At 31.8% G+C, this 20,652-nt stretch carries 19 protein-coding genes; 5 read left to right on the top strand and 14 right to left on the bottom strand.

The features are described from left to right. Window positions 1-524: 524 nt before the first annotated feature. From BJS11_RS11520 to BJS11_RS11510, 3 genes are all read right to left on the bottom strand, one after another. Window positions 525-734: a hypothetical protein gene (locus BJS11_RS11520; RefSeq protein ID WP_069996444.1), complete on the bottom strand. Its 210-nt coding sequence runs from the start codon at window positions 732-734 to the stop codon at window positions 525-527. Between the two features lie 132 nt (window positions 735-866). After that, entirely contained in the window at window positions 867-1,907 is a 1,041-nt protein-coding gene (locus BJS11_RS11515) for a M42 family metallopeptidase (RefSeq protein WP_069996443.1), read from the bottom strand. Window positions 1,908-1,971: 64 nt separating this feature from the next. Next, a complete protein-coding gene (locus BJS11_RS11510; RefSeq protein WP_069996442.1) occupies window positions 1,972-2,904 on the bottom strand; it encodes a D-2-hydroxyacid dehydrogenase in 933 nt (310 codons plus the stop codon). Between the two features lie 168 nt (window positions 2,905-3,072). Here BJS11_RS11510 and BJS11_RS11505 point away from each other — a divergent pair, with 168 nt between their 5' ends. Further along, window positions 3,073-4,164 (top strand): prephenate dehydrogenase, encoded by a 1,092-nt coding sequence (locus tag BJS11_RS11505; protein ID WP_069996441.1) that lies wholly within the window; start codon window positions 3,073-3,075, stop codon window positions 4,162-4,164. Between the two features lie 66 nt (window positions 4,165-4,230). Here BJS11_RS11505 and BJS11_RS11500 read toward each other — a convergent pair whose 3' ends face one another. Further along, window positions 4,231-5,493: a Y-family DNA polymerase gene (locus BJS11_RS11500; RefSeq protein ID WP_069996440.1), complete on the bottom strand. Its 1,263-nt coding sequence runs from the start codon at window positions 5,491-5,493 to the stop codon at window positions 4,231-4,233. A 150-nt stretch (window positions 5,494-5,643) separates the two neighbouring features. Here BJS11_RS11500 and thmT point away from each other — a divergent pair, with 150 nt between their 5' ends. Beyond that, on the top strand, window positions 5,644-5,829 hold the full coding sequence (thmT, locus tag BJS11_RS11495) for a 2-hydroxymuconate tautomerase (protein ID WP_069996439.1): 186 nt from the start codon (window positions 5,644-5,646) through the stop codon (window positions 5,827-5,829). Between the two features lie 116 nt (window positions 5,830-5,945). On the opposite strand, the gene BJS11_RS11490 is transcribed toward thmT, so the two are convergent. Beyond that, the gene (locus BJS11_RS11490) at window positions 5,946-6,926 is read right to left on the bottom strand and encodes an LCP family protein (RefSeq protein ID WP_069996438.1); all 981 of its coding nucleotides are present in this window, start codon (window positions 6,924-6,926) and stop codon (window positions 5,946-5,948) included. A gap of 139 nt (window positions 6,927-7,065) precedes the next feature. On the opposite strand from BJS11_RS11490, the gene msrA reads away from it, so the two are divergent. Continuing rightward, window positions 7,066-7,581 (top strand): peptide-methionine (S)-S-oxide reductase MsrA, encoded by a 516-nt coding sequence (gene msrA / locus BJS11_RS11485; RefSeq protein WP_069996437.1) that lies wholly within the window; start codon window positions 7,066-7,068, stop codon window positions 7,579-7,581. A gap of 55 nt (window positions 7,582-7,636) precedes the next feature. Here the strand turns inward: msrA and BJS11_RS11480 are convergent, their stop codons facing one another. The 6 genes from BJS11_RS11480 to BJS11_RS11455 all read right to left on the bottom strand — a co-directional run bounded on the left by BJS11_RS11480 (window position 7,637) and on the right by BJS11_RS11455 (window position 13,752). Then, the gene (locus tag BJS11_RS11480) at window positions 7,637-8,551 is read right to left on the bottom strand and encodes a D-ribose ABC transporter substrate-binding protein (RefSeq protein ID WP_069996436.1); all 915 of its coding nucleotides are present in this window, start codon (window positions 8,549-8,551) and stop codon (window positions 7,637-7,639) included. Window positions 8,552-8,567: 16 nt separating this feature from the next. Next, window positions 8,568-9,509, bottom strand: coding sequence for an ABC transporter permease (locus BJS11_RS11475; RefSeq protein WP_069996435.1), 942 nt, complete (start codon window positions 9,507-9,509; stop codon window positions 8,568-8,570). Continuing rightward, window positions 9,496-10,986: a sugar ABC transporter ATP-binding protein gene (locus BJS11_RS11470; protein ID WP_069996434.1), complete on the bottom strand. Its 1,491-nt coding sequence runs from the start codon at window positions 10,984-10,986 to the stop codon at window positions 9,496-9,498. Before BJS11_RS11470 ends, BJS11_RS11475 begins: the two co-directional genes overlap by 14 nt. 13 nt (window positions 10,987-10,999) lie before the next feature. After that, on the bottom strand, window positions 11,000-11,389 hold the full coding sequence (gene rbsD / locus BJS11_RS11465) for a D-ribose pyranase (RefSeq protein WP_070014098.1): 390 nt from the start codon (window positions 11,387-11,389) through the stop codon (window positions 11,000-11,002). A 42-nt stretch (window positions 11,390-11,431) separates the two neighbouring features. After that, window positions 11,432-12,397: a LacI family DNA-binding transcriptional regulator gene (locus BJS11_RS11460; protein WP_069996433.1), complete on the bottom strand. Its 966-nt coding sequence runs from the start codon at window positions 12,395-12,397 to the stop codon at window positions 11,432-11,434. 215 nt (window positions 12,398-12,612) lie between these two features. After that, window positions 12,613-13,752, bottom strand: coding sequence for an MFS transporter (locus BJS11_RS11455; RefSeq protein WP_069996432.1), 1,140 nt, complete (start codon window positions 13,750-13,752; stop codon window positions 12,613-12,615). 163 nt (window positions 13,753-13,915) lie between these two features. On the opposite strand from BJS11_RS11455, the gene BJS11_RS11450 reads away from it, so the two are divergent. Beyond that, the gene (locus BJS11_RS11450) at window positions 13,916-14,752 is read left to right on the top strand and encodes a LysR family transcriptional regulator (protein ID WP_069996431.1); all 837 of its coding nucleotides are present in this window, start codon (window positions 13,916-13,918) and stop codon (window positions 14,750-14,752) included. 326 nt (window positions 14,753-15,078) lie between these two features. Here BJS11_RS11450 and mprF read toward each other — a convergent pair whose 3' ends face one another. Next, a complete protein-coding gene (mprF, locus tag BJS11_RS11445; RefSeq protein ID WP_069996430.1) occupies window positions 15,079-17,604 on the bottom strand; it encodes a bifunctional lysylphosphatidylglycerol flippase/synthetase MprF in 2,526 nt (841 codons plus the stop codon). A gap of 241 nt (window positions 17,605-17,845) precedes the next feature. Then, entirely contained in the window at window positions 17,846-19,072 is a 1,227-nt protein-coding gene (locus BJS11_RS11440; protein WP_069996429.1) for an AI-2E family transporter, read from the bottom strand. 598 nt (window positions 19,073-19,670) lie between these two features. On the opposite strand from BJS11_RS11440, the gene BJS11_RS11435 reads away from it, so the two are divergent. Then, window positions 19,671-19,943, top strand: coding sequence for a hypothetical protein (locus tag BJS11_RS11435; RefSeq protein WP_069996428.1), 273 nt, complete (start codon window positions 19,671-19,673; stop codon window positions 19,941-19,943). A 353-nt stretch (window positions 19,944-20,296) separates the two neighbouring features. Here the strand turns inward: BJS11_RS11435 and BJS11_RS13970 are convergent, their stop codons facing one another. Further along, entirely contained in the window at window positions 20,297-20,503 is a 207-nt protein-coding gene (locus BJS11_RS13970) for a PRD domain-containing protein (RefSeq protein WP_374699942.1), read from the bottom strand. Window positions 20,504-20,652: the final 149 nt, after the last annotated feature.

The following is a 20,652-nucleotide window of genomic DNA, read 5'->3' as shown; positions in this document are numbered from 1 at the left end:
CCACCTATCATTAGTAGTATAATTGAAAATTTTATTAACTACTCACTCATTATTTTATGTAATTGTTATCCAACAAAACCCAATTTCAGTATTGTGGGTGTTAGTTTGCATCAACCACTAACTTTCTGTAACTACCCTTTCACTACTTACTTCATTTTGTTTTCATATGCTACTTATTTTGAATATAAAAAACACCACACTAACGCATGCTGTAAGGACGCGTTACCGTGGTGCCACCTTAGTTAACAAATAATTTGTTCACTTTAAATTTATTAATTTTTTTACATTTAAAAGCCCAATTCACTAAATATGCAGTGCTAATTTACATCAACCATTAGCTTTCTTTGTGCTACATCACATATTTGCTACATTATCTTTCAAATGACAACTTTCGTTGCGTAAAGTAACTAAGAAGAATCGTACTAGGTTAAATAATATTTGTCAACAAATAATTTTGATTTTTTTAGATTCCACGTTTTTACCTATGTCATTAAGCAAGTGAAACAACTTGATACTACGGCATTTTATAATTGTTTTTTCTTTTTTTGAAGTTCTTCATATTTTTCTTTTGGTGCAACTTTCTTAATTAGATTTGCACCAATAGCAAATAAGAATAGAAATATAATTGGATGATATTCAAACTTATGATCTGCAAATGTAACATAAAGTGCATACAATACTACTAATATCCAAAACACAGTTAATAGCACTGTTCTTAAACTCGGCTTTCTCATTTTCTTTTTACTCCAATGCTTTGTTTATTTCATTTTGATTATGAGTTATTATTTACTTTCTTTTAAATCACAATACTATTTACTACGATTAATTTGACTAAACCTCTGTACTAATTTGACAGATTGCTATTATTATTTTTGTGTTATGGGTGCTAAGCAATATGCATGTAGTAGTGCTTGTGTTGCTTTGATAGAATCCATATGCGTGCGTTCTAAAGCATGAGATGATTCGATACCTGCACCAAATAATCCGTGTCTGATATCAGCACCTGCTTTTAGAGCAGCCGAAGCGTCTGAACTATAGTATGGATATATATCAACTTTATATGGAATATTATTTAATTTACATAAATTCACTAGATGTTCTCGTAACCCTTTATGATACGGACCAGACGAATCTTTCGCACAAATTGATACAGTATATTCATCAGAAGCTTGGCCATCTCCAAGTGCACCCATATCAAAGGCGATGAACTCTACAATTTTAGGCGAAATTGATGCATTCGCACCATATCCAATTTCTTCATTATTTGAGATATAAAATTGCGTTGTATGTGGTAAGGTTAACTTTTCATTTTTTATTGTTTTTAAAAATTCAATAATCATAGCAACACTCGCTTTATCATCAAGATGACGTGATTTTATAAATCCAGATGAAGTAAGTTGTGTTCTTGGGTCAAAACTTATAAAGTCCCCTATATTTATCCCTAAACTTTCAGTGTCAGATTTAGAGTTAACTTTTTCGTCTAGCCTCACTTCCATATGTTCACTATTTCTAGCAATATCATTATTATTGCGATATACGTGCACACTTGTCTCATGTAAACAAATAGTACCTGTGTATATTTGGCCTGCTGAAGTTTCGATTTCACAATATTCCCCTTCTATTGCGTTATAATGAAAACCACCAATTAAATCTAAAGCTAAGCGACCATCTTCTTTAATTTCTTTGACCATAGCGCCAAGTGTATCAACATGTGCTGTGATACATTTTTGAGCTTCATCATTATCGCCATTTACTGTGATTAATAATGCACCTTTATTCGTTAATTGCGTAGCATAGCCCAACTCTTCCACTTCATTTTTTACATATTCAATTGCTTTTTCAGCATGACCAGACGGACTATTTATTTCTGTTAGTGCTTGAATCGTATTATAAATTGATTCTGTCATTTTAATCCTCTCCTGATTTTAACTTTAAGTTTGTGATAAATGCTTACCTCTTAAATTACCGTATTTAATAGCCATTTTCAAAATCTACCTGATTTTGTAATTGCTCATTATTTTCTATTCCTTTTAACGTCTGATAAAAGCATGTTATTGCTTCGTCTATATCTGTGAGCGCAGAAATATGCGGTGTAATGGTAACATCTTTTCTGTTCCATAAATCAGAAGTAGTTGGCAATGGCTCTGGTTCAAATACATCTAAGACAGCGTGTCTAATATTATCATTGTCTAATGCTCTTTTAAGTGCTTCAAGATCAACTACTTGCCCTCGTCCAACATTAATAAAATATGCTTGGTTTAAAGAATTGAATAACGACTGATTAAATAATTTTTCTGTTTTATCTGTGAATGGCAATGTACTAATAATATAATTTGATGGTTGAATTAATCCTTTGCTTTCTTCTAATTTTTCAACTTTTTGGAAATATGGCTTAGTTGAGCCACTATTAGAAATTCCATATACAGTCATACCTAAAGTAGAAAATATTTTCGCAATTCTTTGACCTGTTTGTCCCGTACCAAATATAGTCACAGTTTGATCTCTTAGTGCTTGCGGCGCCTGCTGATTCCAAACTTTTTCTTCTTGTTGTGCTTGCAGTTGTTTATGATTTTGCAAATCAGCGAGTATATAACTTAAGCAATATTCACTCATTTTTTGTCCAAAGTCACTAATTGTTCTCGTAAGTAATGTATTAGATTTTCCCCATCCTTCTAAGCTCAAATAGTTATTTACACCTGCGTTAAATGTATGTATCCAATTGACGTCAGATGGTTGTAATAACTGGCTTGGTTCAAAACCTACATAGGCATCTGCCCATTTTAAATCTTTATTTGTAATTTCATCTATAAGTTTGAAGCTCAAGTTATAGTGCTTTAATGCTTTCAAATATTTTTTGAAATAAGATTCATAGTCCCCTACAATCAAAACATTTTTAATATTCAATTTGACCAATCCCCTGTCTTTTTATAACTATTTTGCTTTATATTTACTTTACCACATATTTTCTATTGCTTTTCATTTTGCAAAGCAAATTTTATTCATATTGCGAAATTGTATATGCTACTATACAATGTTACTATTCTGAAAATTTAGATAGAGGTGGTTTGCTTAATGAAACAAATTCTTTTCGTTGGTTTAGGCTTAATTGGTGGAAGTCTGGCGAGTAATTTAAGATATTATCATGATGATATCGAAATTACTGCATATGATGCGGATACTTCTCAATTGGACAAAGCCTTATCAATTGGTATTATTGATTACCAATCAACTGATTATAAAACAAGTATTGAAAATGCAGATATTATCATTTATGCAACACCTGTCCAACAAACAGTTAAATACTTACAAGATTTACCTAATTATCAATTAAAAAAACATGTTATTGTCACTGACACTGGTAGTACAAAATCAACGATTCAACAATATGAAGCTTTTCTGTTAGAACATAATATACATTTGATTGGCGGCCACCCTATGGCTGGTAGTCATAAGTCTGGCGTATTAAATGCAAAAAAACATTTGTTTGAAAATGCCTTTTACATTTTAGTCCATAATGAACCGGATAATGACAAAGCATTTGAAGAAGTACAACATTTACTAGAAACAACAAGTGCTAAATTCATTTCTACAACTGCAGAAGAACATGACTTTGTTACAGGCATTGTTAGTCATGTCCCTCATATCATTGCTTCCAGTTTAGTTCATTTAAATGCACAGCACGTTAATGATTCTTCACTTGTTAAAACGTTAGCTTCAGGTGGCTTTAGAGATATCACTAGAATTGCGAGCAGTAACCCTATTATGTGGCGTGATATAACCATTGAAAATAAAAACACAATTTTAAAGATTTTAAATGAGTGGAAACAACAAATGGCTGATGTTATTGATTTAATTGAACGCAACAGCCCTGATGATCTTCATGATTTTTTCAATAACGCAAAAGTATATCGTGATCAACTTCCCCTTAAACAACAAGGTGCACTATCTGTGGAGTATGATCTATATGTCGATATCCCGGATAAACCGGGTATGATTAGCAAAGTTACAAATATACTAAGTTTACATAATATATCTATAAGTAACCTAAGGATTTTAGAAGTTCGCGAAGATATTTATGGTGCTTTACGAATCAGCTTTAAAAACCCTCAAGATCGTAAGGATGGTGCTGACGCATTGAGTGATTTTGATACTTATTTTGATTAAAGTGTTTATTATTTTTGGCCAATCGTGATCAATAGCGATTGGTTTTTTCTTATTAAGACAGTTAATTTACATTTTATGTCCGGCCATAAGTCCTAAACGTCCATGCTTAGTACCTGCTTCCGTGTAAGAAGAAGCTTTCGATACAATTCCTCTCCCAAATTTTTGATGTAATGCATCGATTGTTTTGGCTAATTTTTCACTTCGTTTTCTTTCGTATTCATCTATAAATAAATTTAATTGTCTATCATTTTCATCTATAAACCCTGATAGAGAAATGCTGATCGTACGAAATAATTTACTTCTATCACATAATTTATCAGCAAAGTACGTAACAACTTTAAAAATCTGACTTTCCAAATTAGTAGGATCTTCTAATGTATACTGCTTGTTTATACCGCCTTCATCACTATAACCAAATGAAAAATGGATTGTTCGAGCTAGTTGGTTTCTTGCTCTAACACGACTTGCTACATCTTCAATCAATTCTTGCATAACGATTTTTGATTCTTCAAAACGATAATCACGCATTAAAATCTGACTCTTACAAATAGATGGATTCGTTACTTTATACTTCTCACTTATTTTACTTTGATCAATTCCGTTAGCATGTAAGTGTAAATCAACACCTATAATTCCAAAATCTTTTTTTAAATAGTGATGAGAATAATTTGCCAAATCTCCAATTGTAAAAATACCTCTCTTATTCAGTTTGATCTCAGTTTTTCTATTAATTCCCCAAAATTTACTTAATGGCTGTATTGGCCATAGTTTTTTTGGAACATCTTGATAACGAAATTCTGCTATTAAACTTTCCGTGTTTTTAGCTTCTATATCCATCGCTACTTTACTTAATAACATATTGGAGCCTATGCCAATAGAGCATTGAATACCCGTTTCTTCTTTAATCTCATACTGCAACTTTTGACAAAAAGAATGCACCGTACTACTAAATCTGTGATAACTATGCGTCACATCCATAAAAAATTCATCTACGCTATATTGATGTAAGTCTTCTGGTGCAACGTATCGCAATGCAATTTTAGATATTGCGATAGACACTTCTAAGTATTTTCGCATGCTTGGATTAATAATATATATGTCATTTCTATGTGGTATTTCAAATAATCTAGATCCCGTCTTTACACCTAATGATTTCAATGGCCCTGTAGCGGCTAGCACTACTGAACCTTGTCTTTTCGTGTCTGCAACAACCGCTAACTTTTCCTTCATAGGATCTAGCCCTTTTTGAATACAGGATACGCTAGCAAAAAAACTTTTTTGATCTATACACAATATGTCCCTTTCTTCCACTAGATTATAATCATACATATTAGCTAACCTCCCTTAAGTACTTTTATTATATAAGAACACTTGTTCTATTTAAACTATTTTAAGAACATTTGTTCTATCGTTGAAAATTTATAATATTTAGAATCTTCGTGCTATACTATAGTTAAAATATTTGAGGAGGAATTAATTATGCCAATCGTAAATGTAAAATTATTAGAAGGTCGTTCAGATGAGCAACTTAAAAATTTGGTGAGTGAAGTAACAAATGCTGTAGAAAAAACAACAGGAGCAAACAAAGAAGCAATTCATGTTGTTATCGAAGAAATGAAAAAATCTCATTACGGTGTAGCTGGCGTTAGAAAATCTGATCAATAAAAATAAAAAGTGTACTAAACATCTATACTATTGACTACCTATAGCTAAATATATAACAAAAAAAAGAGTATGCTACCGTCTGGTAACATACTCTTAAAATTTAGTAAAAGTAAAATCTATTCCTCTAAGAATTTTTTCACTTCTTCTTTATTTTTAGCTTTATCAATTTCTAACGCACTACCATCCATAGGTGTTTGAATATCCTGATACGAACCTTTAACTGGTAACGTTACAGAATCTACATTTTTATCACCACGTATACCAAAATTCAAGCCTGACTGAATAAGTGCAGAATCTGGCATATTCGTATTTAAATAACCTCTTAAGATACCTGCCACTCTTGGTAATTTTGGAATTGTGTTTAAACTTACGAGTTCTTGTTTAAGTGATTGCATCACTTGCTGTTGTCTACGTACACGGCCAAAGTCACCTTCTGGATCATGTCTAAATCTTGCATAACCAAGTAACTCTTTACCGTTTAAGCGATGGTGTCCTTTTTTCAATGACACGCCAATATTTTCTGACATATCTTTTTCAACATCGATAGGCACACCATTAGGTTCAAGTTCATCTATCATTTTTTCAAAACCTGTAAAATCTAAAATGGCATAATATTCAGGATCAATACCTAGATTTTTCTTTAATGTTTGTCTCAACAACTCTGGTCCACCAATAGAATAGGCAGAATTAATTTTATGTTGACCATTACCTGGAATATCAGCATAAATATCACGCATCACAGACATCATTTTCATCTTTTTATGAATATAATCGTATTGCGCAATCATAATAGAGTCTGTTCTAGAAATACCGCCCTGTTCTTTATCGGCACCTAAGACCATAACGGTAATTTTACCGTCATTTTTTACAGCGCCATTAAACTTGTGCTGCTTTAGCGTCTTACCTTGGTCTTTAGCATATTTTATACCCGAGTTATAGCCATGTACTGAATAGCCAATAACAACTGCCAAGATTATGATTAAAAATAAAATAATAAATGGAAGTTTCCTAAATCGCTTCTTTTTTACCCTTCGCATTGGGGGTGTATTCATGCTTCTACTTGTACTTTCATTGCTTCTAAGTTTGTCTTCGCTCATTTCTCTCAACCTTATATCTTCAAAATTGCACATCTATGTACTATAATTAACATATATTAAAGTTATATAAAAAGTGTATAAAAATCAAGTAATATCTTAATAAATGGTACTAAGGTCTAATATGGAAAGGAAGTTAATCATGAATATAAATAAAGCATACTTCGCTGGAGGTTGCTTCTGGTGTATGGTCAAACCCTTTGATACTTTTGAAGGTATTGAAAAAGTCACTTCAGGCTATATGGGGGGACATGTGGAACATCCTTCATACGAACAAGTCAAGACAGGAAACACCGGACATCTAGAAACAGTGGAAATAGAATATGATGTTGCGCTATTTTCATATAACAAATTATTAGAAATTTTCTTTTCTGTTATAGACCCTTCTGATGCTAATGGTCAATTTCAAGATAGAGGCGAACAATATAAAACGGCTATTTTCTATACAAATGAAGATCAAAAAATAGTTGCCGAAGAATATATTGAAAAATTAAAACAAACAATCAATAAGGATAAAGCAATTGCTACACAAATTTTACCTGCTTCCACATTCTATGAAGCCGAGCCTGAACATCAAGATTTTTATAAGAAAAATCCTGAACGTTATGCGCAAGAACAACAAGACCGTCAAAATTATAAAAATAATGACCATAACTAATAACCGGAGCAGCCTATGCTGCATCCGGTTTAATTATGTCATGACGACAATATTTTTATTTTTGTTGTTTCATTTCTAAAGGAATTTTATGTTTCTTTTCAACTTTCTTACCTTCAATCAAATCTATCACGGTCTTAACGCTTTCTGCCCCCATCAAATGAGGTTGTTGGGCTACAGTCGCGTATAATTTTTGATTATCTACTGATTTAATCGCGTCTTCGTTACCATCAAAACCAATAACCTTAATATCTTTATTTCCTACCGCTTCCACGGCACCAAGTGCCATTTCATCATTTTGAGCAAAGATAGCTTTGATATCAGGATGAGCCTGCATAATATTTTGTGTGACATTTAGCCCCTCTGTCCGATTGAATTTAGCACTTTGTTTTGATACAACATCTAATGAATCATCTGCAACATTATGAAAACCTTTGCCACGTTCTCTCGTAGCACTTGCACCAGGAATTCCTTCTAATTCTGCAACCTTAGTATCTTTGCCAAATTTCTCTACAATTAATTTTCCAGCCATTTCGCCACCTTTAACATTATCTGAAGCAATGAATGAGGCAACATTTCCTTTAGCGACTTCCCTGTCTAATGTCACTACAGGTATATTTTGATCATTTGCAATTTGAATACTACCTGAAATAGCATCAGAATCTGTAGGGTTTACAATAAGATAATCTACATTCTGCTGAATTAAGTCGTCGATGTCATTCGCTTGTTTAGCAGCATCATCTTGAGCATCAGCAAACTTAACTTTAATACCTTGCTTTTTAGCTTCTGCTTCAATACCATCTTTAATTTTTACAAAAAACGGATTGTTCAGCGTAGAAATACTCACACCAATGACAATATCTTCTTTTTTCTTATTTGACTTGCCACTATCATTTTTTTCCAAAGGTGATTCTAATGAACACCCTGTAAGAAAGAGCAACATTGCAATTATACTTATAACTATCTTTTTCATTAAAACATCACCCATCCTATTTATTTTTTCTATCAATTAATACTGCAATAATAATTACGACACCTTTAACCACTTGTTGATAAAATGAAGAAACACCTAATAAGTTTAAGCCATTATTTAAAACACCAATAATTAGCACACCAATTAAAGTACCAAGTATACGTCCTTTACCGCCTGTTAAAGATGTACCACCAAGTACTACCGCGGCAATAGCATCGAGTTCATAAGACATACCCGCAGTGGGTTGTGCTGAGTTTAAACGCGACGTCAATATTGCACCTGCCATTGCGGACATCAAACCCGCTAAGCTATAAATCATAATTTTTAATTTATTAACTTTGATACCGGATATAAAAGCAGCTTTCTCATTACCGCCCATTGCGTACGTCTGTCTGCCAAATACAGTTTTATGTAAAATAATGTAAAGGATAATAAACGTGATAAACATTGTAACGGCGGGCACAGGTATTCCTAAAAAATAACCTCTACCAAATAGTTGAAATGCATAATTACCATTTAAATTCGTAATAGGATTACCATCCGTTATAACCAAAGTAACACCTCTAAAAACGGTCATTGTAGCCAATGTCGCAATAAATGGTGCCATTTTACCTAATGTGATTAACAGCCCATTAACAGCACCCAGAATAGCCCCAAATATACAACCAACTAATAGTGCAATAATTGAATCAACACCCGACATCATCGTAATCGCAATCACAGCACTTGATAAAGCAAGCGTAGAACCCACTGATAAGTCAATTCCCCCAGTTAAAATAACAAAAGTCATACCAAATGCGATTAACCCATTAATCGATACTTGGCGTAATAAATTAAACAAATTTGACGGTTCCAAAAATGCACTATTTAAAACACTTATTATAATTACCAATAAAATCAATCCAATAAATGGAATAATCTTTTCTAAATATGAAAATGATAAACTAGACTGTTTCATTAATTTTCCCTCCAGTAGCTAAAGTCATAATATGCTCTTCTGAGATATCATCTTTTTCTAAAATACCCGCTATATTGCCTTCATGCACCACAGCAACTCTATCACTCATGCCTATAATTTCAGGTAACTCTGATGAAATCATGATGATGGACATTCCACGTTCCGTGAGCTCATGCATCAATTGGTAAATTTCACGTTTTGCCCCAACATCAATACCTCTCGTCGGTTCATCTAATATTAATACATGTGGTGCTGTGGCAATCCATTTTGCAAGCACAACCTTTTGTTGATTCCCTCCAGATAGGTCAATACAACTATCATCTTGTTTACCTTTGATGTTTAAACGTTGAATCATTTTCTCTGTATAATCCTTCATCGTACGTTCTGTTAAAAATCCCGATTTCGAAAAACTTTTTAATGCTGGTAATGAAATATTTTCTAATATAGAATCTTGAAGCACTAGCCCCTCTTCTTTTCTATTTTCTGTAATAAATGCTAAGCCATTTTGAATAGCTCGATTAGGATTATTGATATGAATAACATGATCATTCAATGTCACCTGTATATCTCCTTTATCCAATCCGAAAAGTACACGCATAATTTCTGAGCGGCCCGCTCCCATCAAACCACTGAATCCAAGTATTTCACCCTTATGTAAGTCAAAATGTATGTTTTTTAATTTACGCTCAGAGGAATACAGCTTATTGACAGATAATACACATACTCCCTGATTATATTGTCTTGTTGGATATTGATGCTCTAGATCTCTACCAATCATCGCTTTGATAATTTCAGACGTTGTCGTATCTTCAGTTGCAGAAGTTAAGATAGACCGTCCATCTCTCATGACTGTAATACGATCAGAAATATTAAAAATTTCTTCCATTCTATGTGAAATATAAACAAACGATACACCTTCACTTTTTAATTTTCTGATTTGGTTAAACAGAACTTCTATCTCTGTATTTGTCAATGCGGCAGTCGGTTCATCCATAATAATTACTTTAGAGTCTTGCATCAGTGCCTTACTAATTTCTAACATTTGCTGCATCCCGACGGATAAAGATCCCGCCATCTGATTTAAATCAACATCGATATTAAGTTTTTGAAATAGTGCCTTTGCTTGCAATTTCATCGTATGTGTATCTATAATTCCTAAAAATTTGGTTGGTTCCTTACCTAAAAATAAGTTTTCTAGCACTGTTAAATTAGGCCATATATTTAATTCTTGTTGTATAAAAGACACGCCATTTAATTCAGCATCTTTCGTATTTTTAAATCGAAGTGGTTCACCATTTTCAAAAATATTACCACTATCCGCTTCATGAACGCCTGTAAGAATCTTCATCAACGTACTTTTACCTGCACCATTTTCACCCATAAGCGCATGCACTTCAGCATCACCAATTTCAAAATCCACACCCATTAACACATTATTTTGTCCAAATGATTTGTGAATTTGCTGCATTTGTATCATCGTTTAACCTCCTTTAAAATAAGACGCCACTCGTTAAAATAGCATTGGCATATGGAGTTGCTTCGCCAGTTCGAATGACTGCTTTTACATTTTTACTATGTACTTTTAAATCATGATGTGATTTTGTTGTAATATTTATATTTTCAGTAACTAATTGTGAATATATTGCTCTATTATCTGAAACCATTTCATCAGCAATTGTCATGGATTCTATGACCATATGCTTTTTTATTAAATGAAAAACGTCTAAAAATGAAGGTGTCCCAAACTCCAAAGCAAGATCAATCTTCTTAACACCTTGTGGAACAGGAAGTCCACAATCTGCAATGATAATCTGATCCGTATGTCCTAAATCACTTAACAATTTCGATATTTCGCTATTTAAAATACCTGTTTTATACATGACGCTATTCCTCCTTATATGTAACCCGTTACATATTTCGCCTTAATGTCTAGTACTTGCACGTTTTCTAACTAAAAGGGCTATCTCATTATGTAATTGTGACGTTTGATCACCTTTTAGATTTAGCAATTGGGACACTGCTAATTCCCCCAAATGATATGCGGATTGATCGATTGTAGTAATTTGTGGAAAAGTCATCTCTGAAAATGGGATATTGTCATAACCAACTACTTGAATATCTGTTGGTACTACATAACCAGATTGTTGGATGAGCCCTAAAATTTTAATTGCTAATAAATCATTGCTACAAATGATGCTGTCTATTTGTTGTTGCTCTATGCAGTCAATCAATTTATCATTATCATCAATCGCTTGCGCGCACATTTTCATGAATTTTACATCATATTCATTTAATACACATTCAACCCCCTCAATACGTTGTTTAAATGCACTAATTTCAAGGTCTTCATGTACTATTAATACATTTTTCGCATTACCTTTATGAATAATCTTAGCTTGCAACTTACCACCTTCAAAATGATTCGTAGCTATACCACCATGTTCAATATTCGTACGATCAATAAAGACAAATGGAATTCGTATAGGCTTTAATATATTTTCAATATCACGTTCATTCAATGCAGTCGATATCAATCCCGCACAATTATATGATACAAATGTTGATAAATACGTTTTGACTTTCTCACTATCGTTATCACTATTACCTATTAACACTTGATAACCATACTTTACAGCAATATCCTCGACACCTCTTGCAATTAAAGTGAAAAATGGATTACTAATATCTGGAAGTAACAAGCCAATTATTTTTGATTTCTGTTTAAATAACGTGCGTGCTGCTTCGTTTGGTTGATAGTTCAATTGTTGAATTGCTTTTTCTATTTTTTCTTTAGTTTTTCCCTTCACATAACCATTGTTGTTAATCACCCTTGAAACTGTAGCAACAGAACATCCTGCTAATTGCGCAACCTCTTTAATCGTCGACATAAAAACCACCCCACTTTGTGTAACCGTTTTCATATTACCATGAATTTTATTTATTTAATAGTCTCTTTATATGAAAAAAATATTAATTACATCTATTTAAATAAAATACAATGGACATCACACAGATCAAATTTGTTCAATCATACAGTTATAATTTTTAACATAAAAAAACTGAAGCACAAATTTATGCCCCAGTTTAAAGAAGTCATTTCATTTTAAGGATTACTACTAAATATATTAAATAATTGAATGATAATACCGATAACGATAATAATTAACGCACCATAAATTAATACCTCGTCCGTTCCTCCCTGAATAAGTATAAAGCCACCTAACGCGGCACCCATTGCACTACCTAGATAGTTTACAGAACTATTTAATGCTACTGAAGTACTCCCATGCTCCTTATGATTTTGTAATAAAATATGTTGTTGAGGGGCTTGAGTAGCCCAACCCATTGCACCCCAAAATAAAAAAGGTAAAAGTCCCCAAAATGGTACTTCGATTAATACAGGAATGAGCAATATACTAAAACCTAAACATATTAAAATCAATAACATTAATATTTGAGTGTTCTTAAATTTATCTATAACCATACTTACCATTAAACTTCCTAACACACCACCAATGCCCCACGTGGTCAAAAATAAAGCAATATTGTCTGCTAAAATAGATTTTGAAATAATTTCTGCAAGATAAGTATACAAACCTAAACTGGCTATCGCTGCGCAAACTGTTACAGCGATGACTTTTAGAACTTGAATATCTAAAAACAATGCAAATCTTGTTACCATACTCGGAGGCGCAGGTATTTTAAAATTAGGTAATAAAATGAAAATACAAATAATTGCGCATATACTAAGCACAACAATGATGCCGATTGAGAAACGCCAACCCATGATGCTAGCTAATTGCAAACCAACAGGTACACCAATTACCGTACCAATACTCATACCTCCAACAACAAGCGCTAATGCTTTCCCCTTATTTTTCGTATCAGCTAAGTAACTCCCTGCACTCACTGCCATAGGCGAAAAGATTCCCGCGCCTAGTCCAGCTATACATCTTGATATGATATATATTGAATAGTTTGGAGCGACTATAGTCATAATATTTGCGAGTCCAAAAATGAACAATGCAATCAATAATATATTTTTCACAGAATATTTTGCTAGAATTGCTGAAAAAATAGGTGCAGACAAAGCAAAGCATAATGTAAAAACTGTTACACCTTGACCAATTTCTGCATTGGTCTTATTAAAATCTCTACTCATTTCTGGCAATATACCAGCTACAATATATGTATCCATACCTAAAGCAAACATACCCAATGCTAAAACCCATATTTTCCTCATTAAACCAATCCCATCACTAATATTTGAAAACTATTCATCGAAGTACTTACTTTATAAGCATCTTCATTAATTTTATGGATTAAGTGTAATATGATATAGATGTTAAAAGAATAATGAATGAATTAAATGAGGTATTAATTATCTGTTAAAAGGGAGCGTATAAATGAATATTGAATACTTAGAAGATTACATAAAAGTAGCAGAATGTAGAAGTCTCAATCATGCTGCTACTTTACTTAATATTAGTACACCCGCATTAAGTAAACGCATCAAGCAAGTAGAAACATATTTTGGGTGTGATTTATTCTATAGAACATCTCGAGGCATATTTCTGAATAAAAATGGTGAGCTTGTTTTAGAAAAATTTAAGTTTATGCGAAAAGAATTAGAATCTTTGAAAAAAATAACTACACAATCAAATGAGTCAGAAATTAGAATTGGCATTCTCCCTAGCTTTTCATTATACAAATTAGAACATAGTCATCAACAATTATTAGAGAAAGGCATATCAACTAAAATAGAAAGTAATACCCACAACTTGTTAGAACACCTATATGATGGTGAGGTTGATATCATTATTGGTGATACAACAACAATAAAGCATCAACCATTAGCGACTAAAACATTGTATCGAGAACCTTTTATGGTTGTTTTCTCAGAACATAATCATTTAAATAAATTAAATACAGTTAATTTAAATGATATTTTGCTTCATAACATTTTTGTGCTAAATTCACCATGCGACACATTAACATATATTAAAAAATCATTTTCTGAACAAAGACTAAATTTAGTATATAAATTTGATTTAGAGTCTATATTTGCTAGCATAAAAAGTAATCAGGGCATTACAATCATTCCTCAATCACTAGCTAAAAAAGTGGAAACAATGAACTTAAAATATCAACCACTAGCAAATAATGTAAGAGAGATAGGTTTAATTGCCTATAGTGATCAAACGGTAAATCATGTGTTCGATATTTTAAATATTCAAATATAGCATAATTACAGTTCCAAACACCAAAAAAGTAAAAGTACACTTATGTTTCAAAATGCAATTATAAAGAAAAAATAACCATAATAAATAAATTAATATTGTACAACCTCATTGAAAGCGTTTTCCATTGATGATATATTATGAATATACCTAAATAAGAGGTAATTAGAAATTCAAATCGTTAGAGTCAAAATGATATTTAGTCAATATCACCGTTAGTTTATTACGTAGTTAATGACTTCTCCAGCGATTAACTACAAAAACCATTAAGCACTAAAAACTCCTTAAAGCACCCCACATGAATATGGCATGTGGGGTGCTTCGTTTACTTATTTACTTTTTCTAATAACACGCATTACTTTTAACATACTCACCCATAATGAATGACGTTTTCGATATACAAGAAATCTTGGTTCCCAATTTGGATTAAATTTCTCCTTGTACCTTCTTAACCCTTGGAATCTGTACAAGCCATTAAAGTGTTCAAATACTCGTCCAGCTATTCGTTCACCATAGAATGAATAAGGGATTTGTCCAACGTTAGACAACGTAGCCATGCCCATATTAAATCGTTCATAATGATTAGCTTGCGACCACAGCAACATGTTTAAATATAGTGCGTCCATCAATGGCAATTCTATCTCAGGATTCCATCTAATCAAATCTACAGACATCGTACTTCTATAATACGTAGGCATCAATGAACAAAATGCAATTATAGATTGATTTTCATCTTTTAATATAGCAATTGGTGCTTGTGATAAATAATTTTCATCGAAACTACCCACAGAAAAATGCATTTCCTCTTTATCTGCTAACCATGCATCACTGATTTGTTTTAACTCATTAATTAAATCTTGTGAGAATGGTGGCTCCAATACTTCAAAACTAATTTTCAAGTCATCTAGTTTATTAAGCGTCGCACGCAGACCACGTTTCTTCTTACCAGAAGTGGTAAATGTCGTTAAGTCTACCACAGACTCTTCACCCAATTTAAAAAATTGATTGCCAAAACTGTGATACAGAGACATATTACGCTCTGTTACTTGATAGAAAATAATATCGTAACCCAAATACTCTGCTTCACGATAAAATACTTCTAGCAATTGATGGAAAGCATCAGGGTTTCCAATTGGATCACCTAACACAATATATGCATTGTGTTGATAGCGATACATTAAAAATGCATCTTCATTTTCATTAATAAAAAATTTCTTATCACCACTGTACATCAAATGACTTAAATAGTTACCACCGTATTGATTTACAATAGTTGTACACGTATCGATGTCATCGCGTTTATTTGATAATCTATAACGATACTCAAACCACCAAACAATTACTCCAACAATGATAGCAACTAGCAAAACTGTAAACCAGAAATAATATCTTAGAATAGAAGTGTCCACTTCTATGTGATAAATATCTAATGTATAGAAAGTGGTAGAAATAACTAAATGATTAATATACAAAATAATTGCTCCAATAGCAAAACTTAACAGTAATTTATTATATCTAAACGGTCGTTTGATTACGCGTGCTCTTCTATAAAAGACTAATAACAATATCAGCATGACAATAAGCCAACTTAGCAGCATAAATGATGCATACGTATATGCAGTTGCAATAAATATTAAAACAATCGAAATAATAGAAAATAAAATCGCACGCTTAGATAAGCGATAGACACCTACAACATTTAATAATAATAATAAACAGGCGCAAGTATGTACTGAAACGATGATATAGTAAATGTAATGATTTGGATCATATAAACCATCATAGATAATTGTTAAGTTATTTAGGAAAAACACCAAACTTGTAAATAACAGCAGTACTGCAATGGAAAATGAAGGTGCACGTGCAATAATATCTTTTTGATATGACGCTAAAAGCGATGACATATCTTTAACTGGTACTGAAATTCTAGAACCTTCCCAATAGCGTTTGGCAGTACTACGGAATTCAAATGTTGATAAAATCAGTGCAACCAACACAGGGAATAGATAATATGCAAAACGATATAATAATAATGCTAAAACAATTTCTTCTTTAGAAACATTTATATGTTTTAGACCTAATAGTACAACAAGGTCAAACGTACCAAATCCACCAGGAATAAAACTGATTAAACCTGTTAAAGCAGCTATTATAAAAATACCCATAAATGTTGAGAACGGTAATTGTACTCCAACCATCATTAAAGCCATGTATAAAACCAATGCGGCCACAAACCACTCAACACCTGAGACGATTGTACAATAAACGCCTAGAAGCCTATGTGTTTTTTGTACTGGTTTTAAAATTGTCATGATTACAAAAGCTGGTAAAAATAGTGCAACCACATACATCAACCATTTTATCCATGGATAAGGACTAAAAATATGCGATACATCAAAGATATGTAACACTACTAAAATTGATAATAAGCTTAGTCCAGTTAACATTGAAATTAATACAATAGATATCGTATGCACGAGTGCTTTTTTATCTTCAGTTGCATTTTTATAAAATAAGAATCGGACACTTGCACCTATGAAACCACCGAATCCTACAACTGCATTTAAAGCATTAACGATATAACCAACGCGTACAGTTTTTAATAATGATATTTTTAAATTTAGCGTTTTTGCTAATATGACATCATACATGGAAAGCACAATAATAGAGGCGCCACCCGCTAAAAATAGCAACACGAGCGATACTCTATTTATCTTTCCGAACGAATGTAACGTTTCTTTTAAATTTATATGCGATAACTCTTTATAAAATGTAAATACTACAATAATAAATAATGCTACCGCGAAAACTATTTTCAATATAGAAAATAGCCTATTTCTCATTTCTTTAGACATGTTTTCACTTCACTTTTTGATAATCTAATCTTCAATAAAAATATAGCACAATAATAAAACATAAGAAATGAATTTTTAAGAATATATTCTAACATAATTGTTAGTTGAATTATATAAATAAAAAAGTACAGTAATATAAGACCAAATTTAGAACTCGATCATATATACTGCACTTTTAGTGTTCACTATCAATGCTAATTAATAGCTATCCACGAAAATTCAATAATGTAATATTGACACTTTATCGTGCGTCTTCCTCAGATGCAAATTCATATTCACCAGCATCTTCACCGTAATATTTGTTGTATCTACGTTTAAACATAGCATATAAATGCGACACGAGTACTTTTAATATCGCATATGCAGGGATACCTAGTATTACACCTACAACACCTAATAAGTTCCCAGCACTCAACAAGATAAAGATTATAGTTAATGGATGTATTTTTAATGTTTTACCCATGATATTCGGCGAAATAAAATGCCCTTCAATAAATTGAACTGCTGTCCATACGACAATCAATTTTAATAGCATGATTGGAGATGTAATGAGCGCGATAATAATCGCTGGTGATATAGCAATCGTTGGGCCAATGTATGGCACAACACTTGTCACTGCTGCAATACAAGCTAAAATCAAGCTATAATCTAATCCAATAATACTATATCCTATGAATAGTAGCACACCGATACAAAATGACACAATAATTTGTCCTTGTATGTACGAACCTACTTGAACGCTCATTTTATCTAACAAATCATGAAAATCTTTTCTGAATTTTGGTGGCATTAATTTTGTTGAAAAATCTTTGAAACGATGACCATCTTTAAGCATAAAGAATAATACGAATGGCGTCGTAGCGATGACAACACCTACGTTAACAATAGCTTCAGCAAAATTTCTGATCTTCGAACCAAATCCATTAAAATAATCAGAAACCATAGACGGTAACTTTTTAGCTAAATCATCTAATTGAGTTTGAATTTGTCCATAAAAATTAGAAATCAAGGAATTCTTAGTAACATTATCAATAAATTGATTTACTTTATCCACATAATAAGGGAAATTGTTGCCAAAAGTTTTAAACTGAGTTCCAATGACAGGTATCAATAAATTGATTGCTAAGGCAATCACGCCAATAATGACCAAGAATAAGATGATAACGCCCCATAAACGTGATATATTATAGCGTTCCATTAAGTTGACTAATGGATTTAACAAATAATACAAAATAATAGATACAATAATCGGTGCTGCAATTGTATTAAACACGATTATAAATGGTTTGAATATATAAGATACTTGATCAAATATGAATATTGCAATACCTAAGAGTATTAGCATAAACAAACCGAATAGTAAGTCTTTCCCCCCCATAAATTTCATGAAGCGGGTTTCAGGAAAACTAAGTCTTAATTTTTCTTTTTTCTTTTTTTCATCTTGTCTTACATTGTCTTCATTCGACATATATTACTCACCATACCTTAACTTAATGCTTTGAATTTACAATTATATATTCTATTCGATAAATATTCTGTACAACATTATATCATAGAATGGTTTAATCGTCTTAATTGCTTCGTTCCCATCATATCACATTCCTATTATTAGACATATTTATTTTACACTTTAACGCATGTAATGTTCATAAAAATCATATTCAGATAAATCTATAGTCTATTTTCTTTTTAAAATACGTCAATCAGGAAGTAATGTTAATTAAGTCGCTTTCATAGCCAATACTGTCATAGTAGATTCTAAATAATAAGCTGATATAAGCGCTTCTTCACTTCAATTATATATGGACTAATTGAACAAGAGTTCGAAACATCTATTTTTGTTTCGGACTCCTGTTTCCTACGATTAGTCAATTGATTATATAATAAATTAAGCGTACTTAAATAAACATTACGATTTATTATTTTTTAATAAGGTATTATATTTGTAAATATGATTATTTTAATGTGGGGACATTTGATAGTCATAAAAATTTCTTTATTTAAAATTCTGCAAATAGTATAATAACCCAATATATATAACACAAGTTAAATGTAAGAGTATTTCATTGAAAAAGATAATTATAGTTTTATTGGTTTTTCTACTCAGTTTAACTAGTTGTAGTTACACTAAAAATTCTAAGACAGAAATGACAGACCCAATGTCATTTGCAAATGGTATCACTTCAACAAATACTAAAGATTTCAAGACGGAATTTAGTTATTTACTTGTTGAAAATTCAAAAGCGCATGAACATTATTTAGGTTACTTTGGTGAGGTCATTAATGAAACAACAATACCTATAAAATTTACTGGTGATGTAAAAATAACTATAGAATAAGTAAAGTTTTAAATATGCCAAAAAACACTTTATTAGTCGATGAGTTAGATGTTGGCACAAAAAAATGTGGATATGCTCATATTAAATTAGAAACTTAAAAACAATTCAAAAGCATAGAAATTGAAATTAACAAACCACTCGATACATATCATCAGCAAGAATATGGAAAAATTAGAATCACACTTCATGATAAGCACAAAAAATAAACCAATTAAGGATGTGCTTGCATCAAATGGTTTATTTAGATGAACACACATAAACATCCGGATACCATTTAGTGGCATCCGGATGTTTATGTGTTATATATTCAAATTAGTTCATGATCTAAGTGTAATTACTATTTATTCAGAATCTCATTCAACTTTTTGATTTTCCATAAAATGATAAACATGCAAAGTTAAATAAATCACTTCAGCTTCATAGATTTTGACATTTAATTCTTGCTGTAAAAATTTCATAATTTTCAATGCAATGTTAAATGCGAGTGGATATTGCGTTTTTAGCAACGCTTCAAATGCATTCTTTTTTTGTAATGATTCTCCTTTTCTCAGTCTTTTAATTAAAAATGGCTGTACACTTTTAACGGTTGGTGAGTAAAATCATCAATCGTTTTTTTTATGTTTGAATACAAAAAAAGCACAAATATCTCTATAATTATAAGCGACGAAACCATAATTAAGGAGAGATATCTGTGCCGTATACTTATAAT

The sequence above is a fragment of the Staphylococcus caeli genome, assembly GCF_900097965.1.
GTDB lineage: Bacteria > Bacillota > Bacilli > Staphylococcales > Staphylococcaceae > Staphylococcus > Staphylococcus caeli.
This window is presented reverse-complemented; position numbering and strand designations above follow the sequence as displayed.

Excerpts from the sequence above, each read along its gene's own strand:
- BJS11_RS11520 (WP_069996444.1), bottom strand. The coding sequence starts at position 734 with ATGAGAAAGCCGAGTTTAAGAACAGTGCTATTAACTGTGTTTTGGATA.
- BJS11_RS11455 (WP_069996432.1), bottom strand. The coding sequence starts at position 13,752 with ATGAGGAAAATATGGGTTTTAGCATTGGGTATGTTTGCTTTAGGTATG.
- BJS11_RS11460 (WP_069996433.1), bottom strand. The coding sequence starts at position 12,397 with ATGTCGACGATTAAAGAGGTTGCGCAATTAGCAGGATGTTCTGTTGCT.
- BJS11_RS11470 (WP_069996434.1), bottom strand. The coding sequence starts at position 10,986 with ATGATACAAATGCAGCAAATTCACAAATCATTTGGACAAAATAATGTG.
- thmT (WP_069996439.1), top strand. The coding sequence starts at position 5,644 with ATGCCAATCGTAAATGTAAAATTATTAGAAGGTCGTTCAGATGAGCAA.
- msrA (WP_069996437.1), top strand. The coding sequence starts at position 7,066 with ATGAATATAAATAAAGCATACTTCGCTGGAGGTTGCTTCTGGTGTATG.
- BJS11_RS11480 (WP_069996436.1), bottom strand. The coding sequence starts at position 8,551 with ATGAAAAAGATAGTTATAAGTATAATTGCAATGTTGCTCTTTCTTACA.
- rbsD (WP_070014098.1), bottom strand. The coding sequence starts at position 11,389 with ATGTATAAAACAGGTATTTTAAATAGCGAAATATCGAAATTGTTAAGT.
- BJS11_RS11500 (WP_069996440.1), bottom strand. The coding sequence starts at position 5,493 with ATGTATGATTATAATCTAGTGGAAGAAAGGGACATATTGTGTATAGAT.
- BJS11_RS11490 (WP_069996438.1), bottom strand. The coding sequence starts at position 6,926 with ATGAGCGAAGACAAACTTAGAAGCAATGAAAGTACAAGTAGAAGCATG.
- BJS11_RS11475 (WP_069996435.1), bottom strand. The coding sequence starts at position 9,509 with ATGAAACAGTCTAGTTTATCATTTTCATATTTAGAAAAGATTATTCCA.
- mprF (WP_069996430.1), bottom strand. The coding sequence starts at position 17,604 with ATGTCTAAAGAAATGAGAAATAGGCTATTTTCTATATTGAAAATAGTT.
- BJS11_RS11505 (WP_069996441.1), top strand. The coding sequence starts at position 3,073 with ATGAAACAAATTCTTTTCGTTGGTTTAGGCTTAATTGGTGGAAGTCTG.
- BJS11_RS11440 (WP_069996429.1), bottom strand. The coding sequence starts at position 19,072 with ATGTCGAATGAAGACAATGTAAGACAAGATGAAAAAAAGAAAAAAGAA.
- BJS11_RS11515 (WP_069996443.1), bottom strand. The coding sequence starts at position 1,907 with ATGACAGAATCAATTTATAATACGATTCAAGCACTAACAGAAATAAAT.
- BJS11_RS11450 (WP_069996431.1), top strand. The coding sequence starts at position 13,916 with ATGAATATTGAATACTTAGAAGATTACATAAAAGTAGCAGAATGTAGA.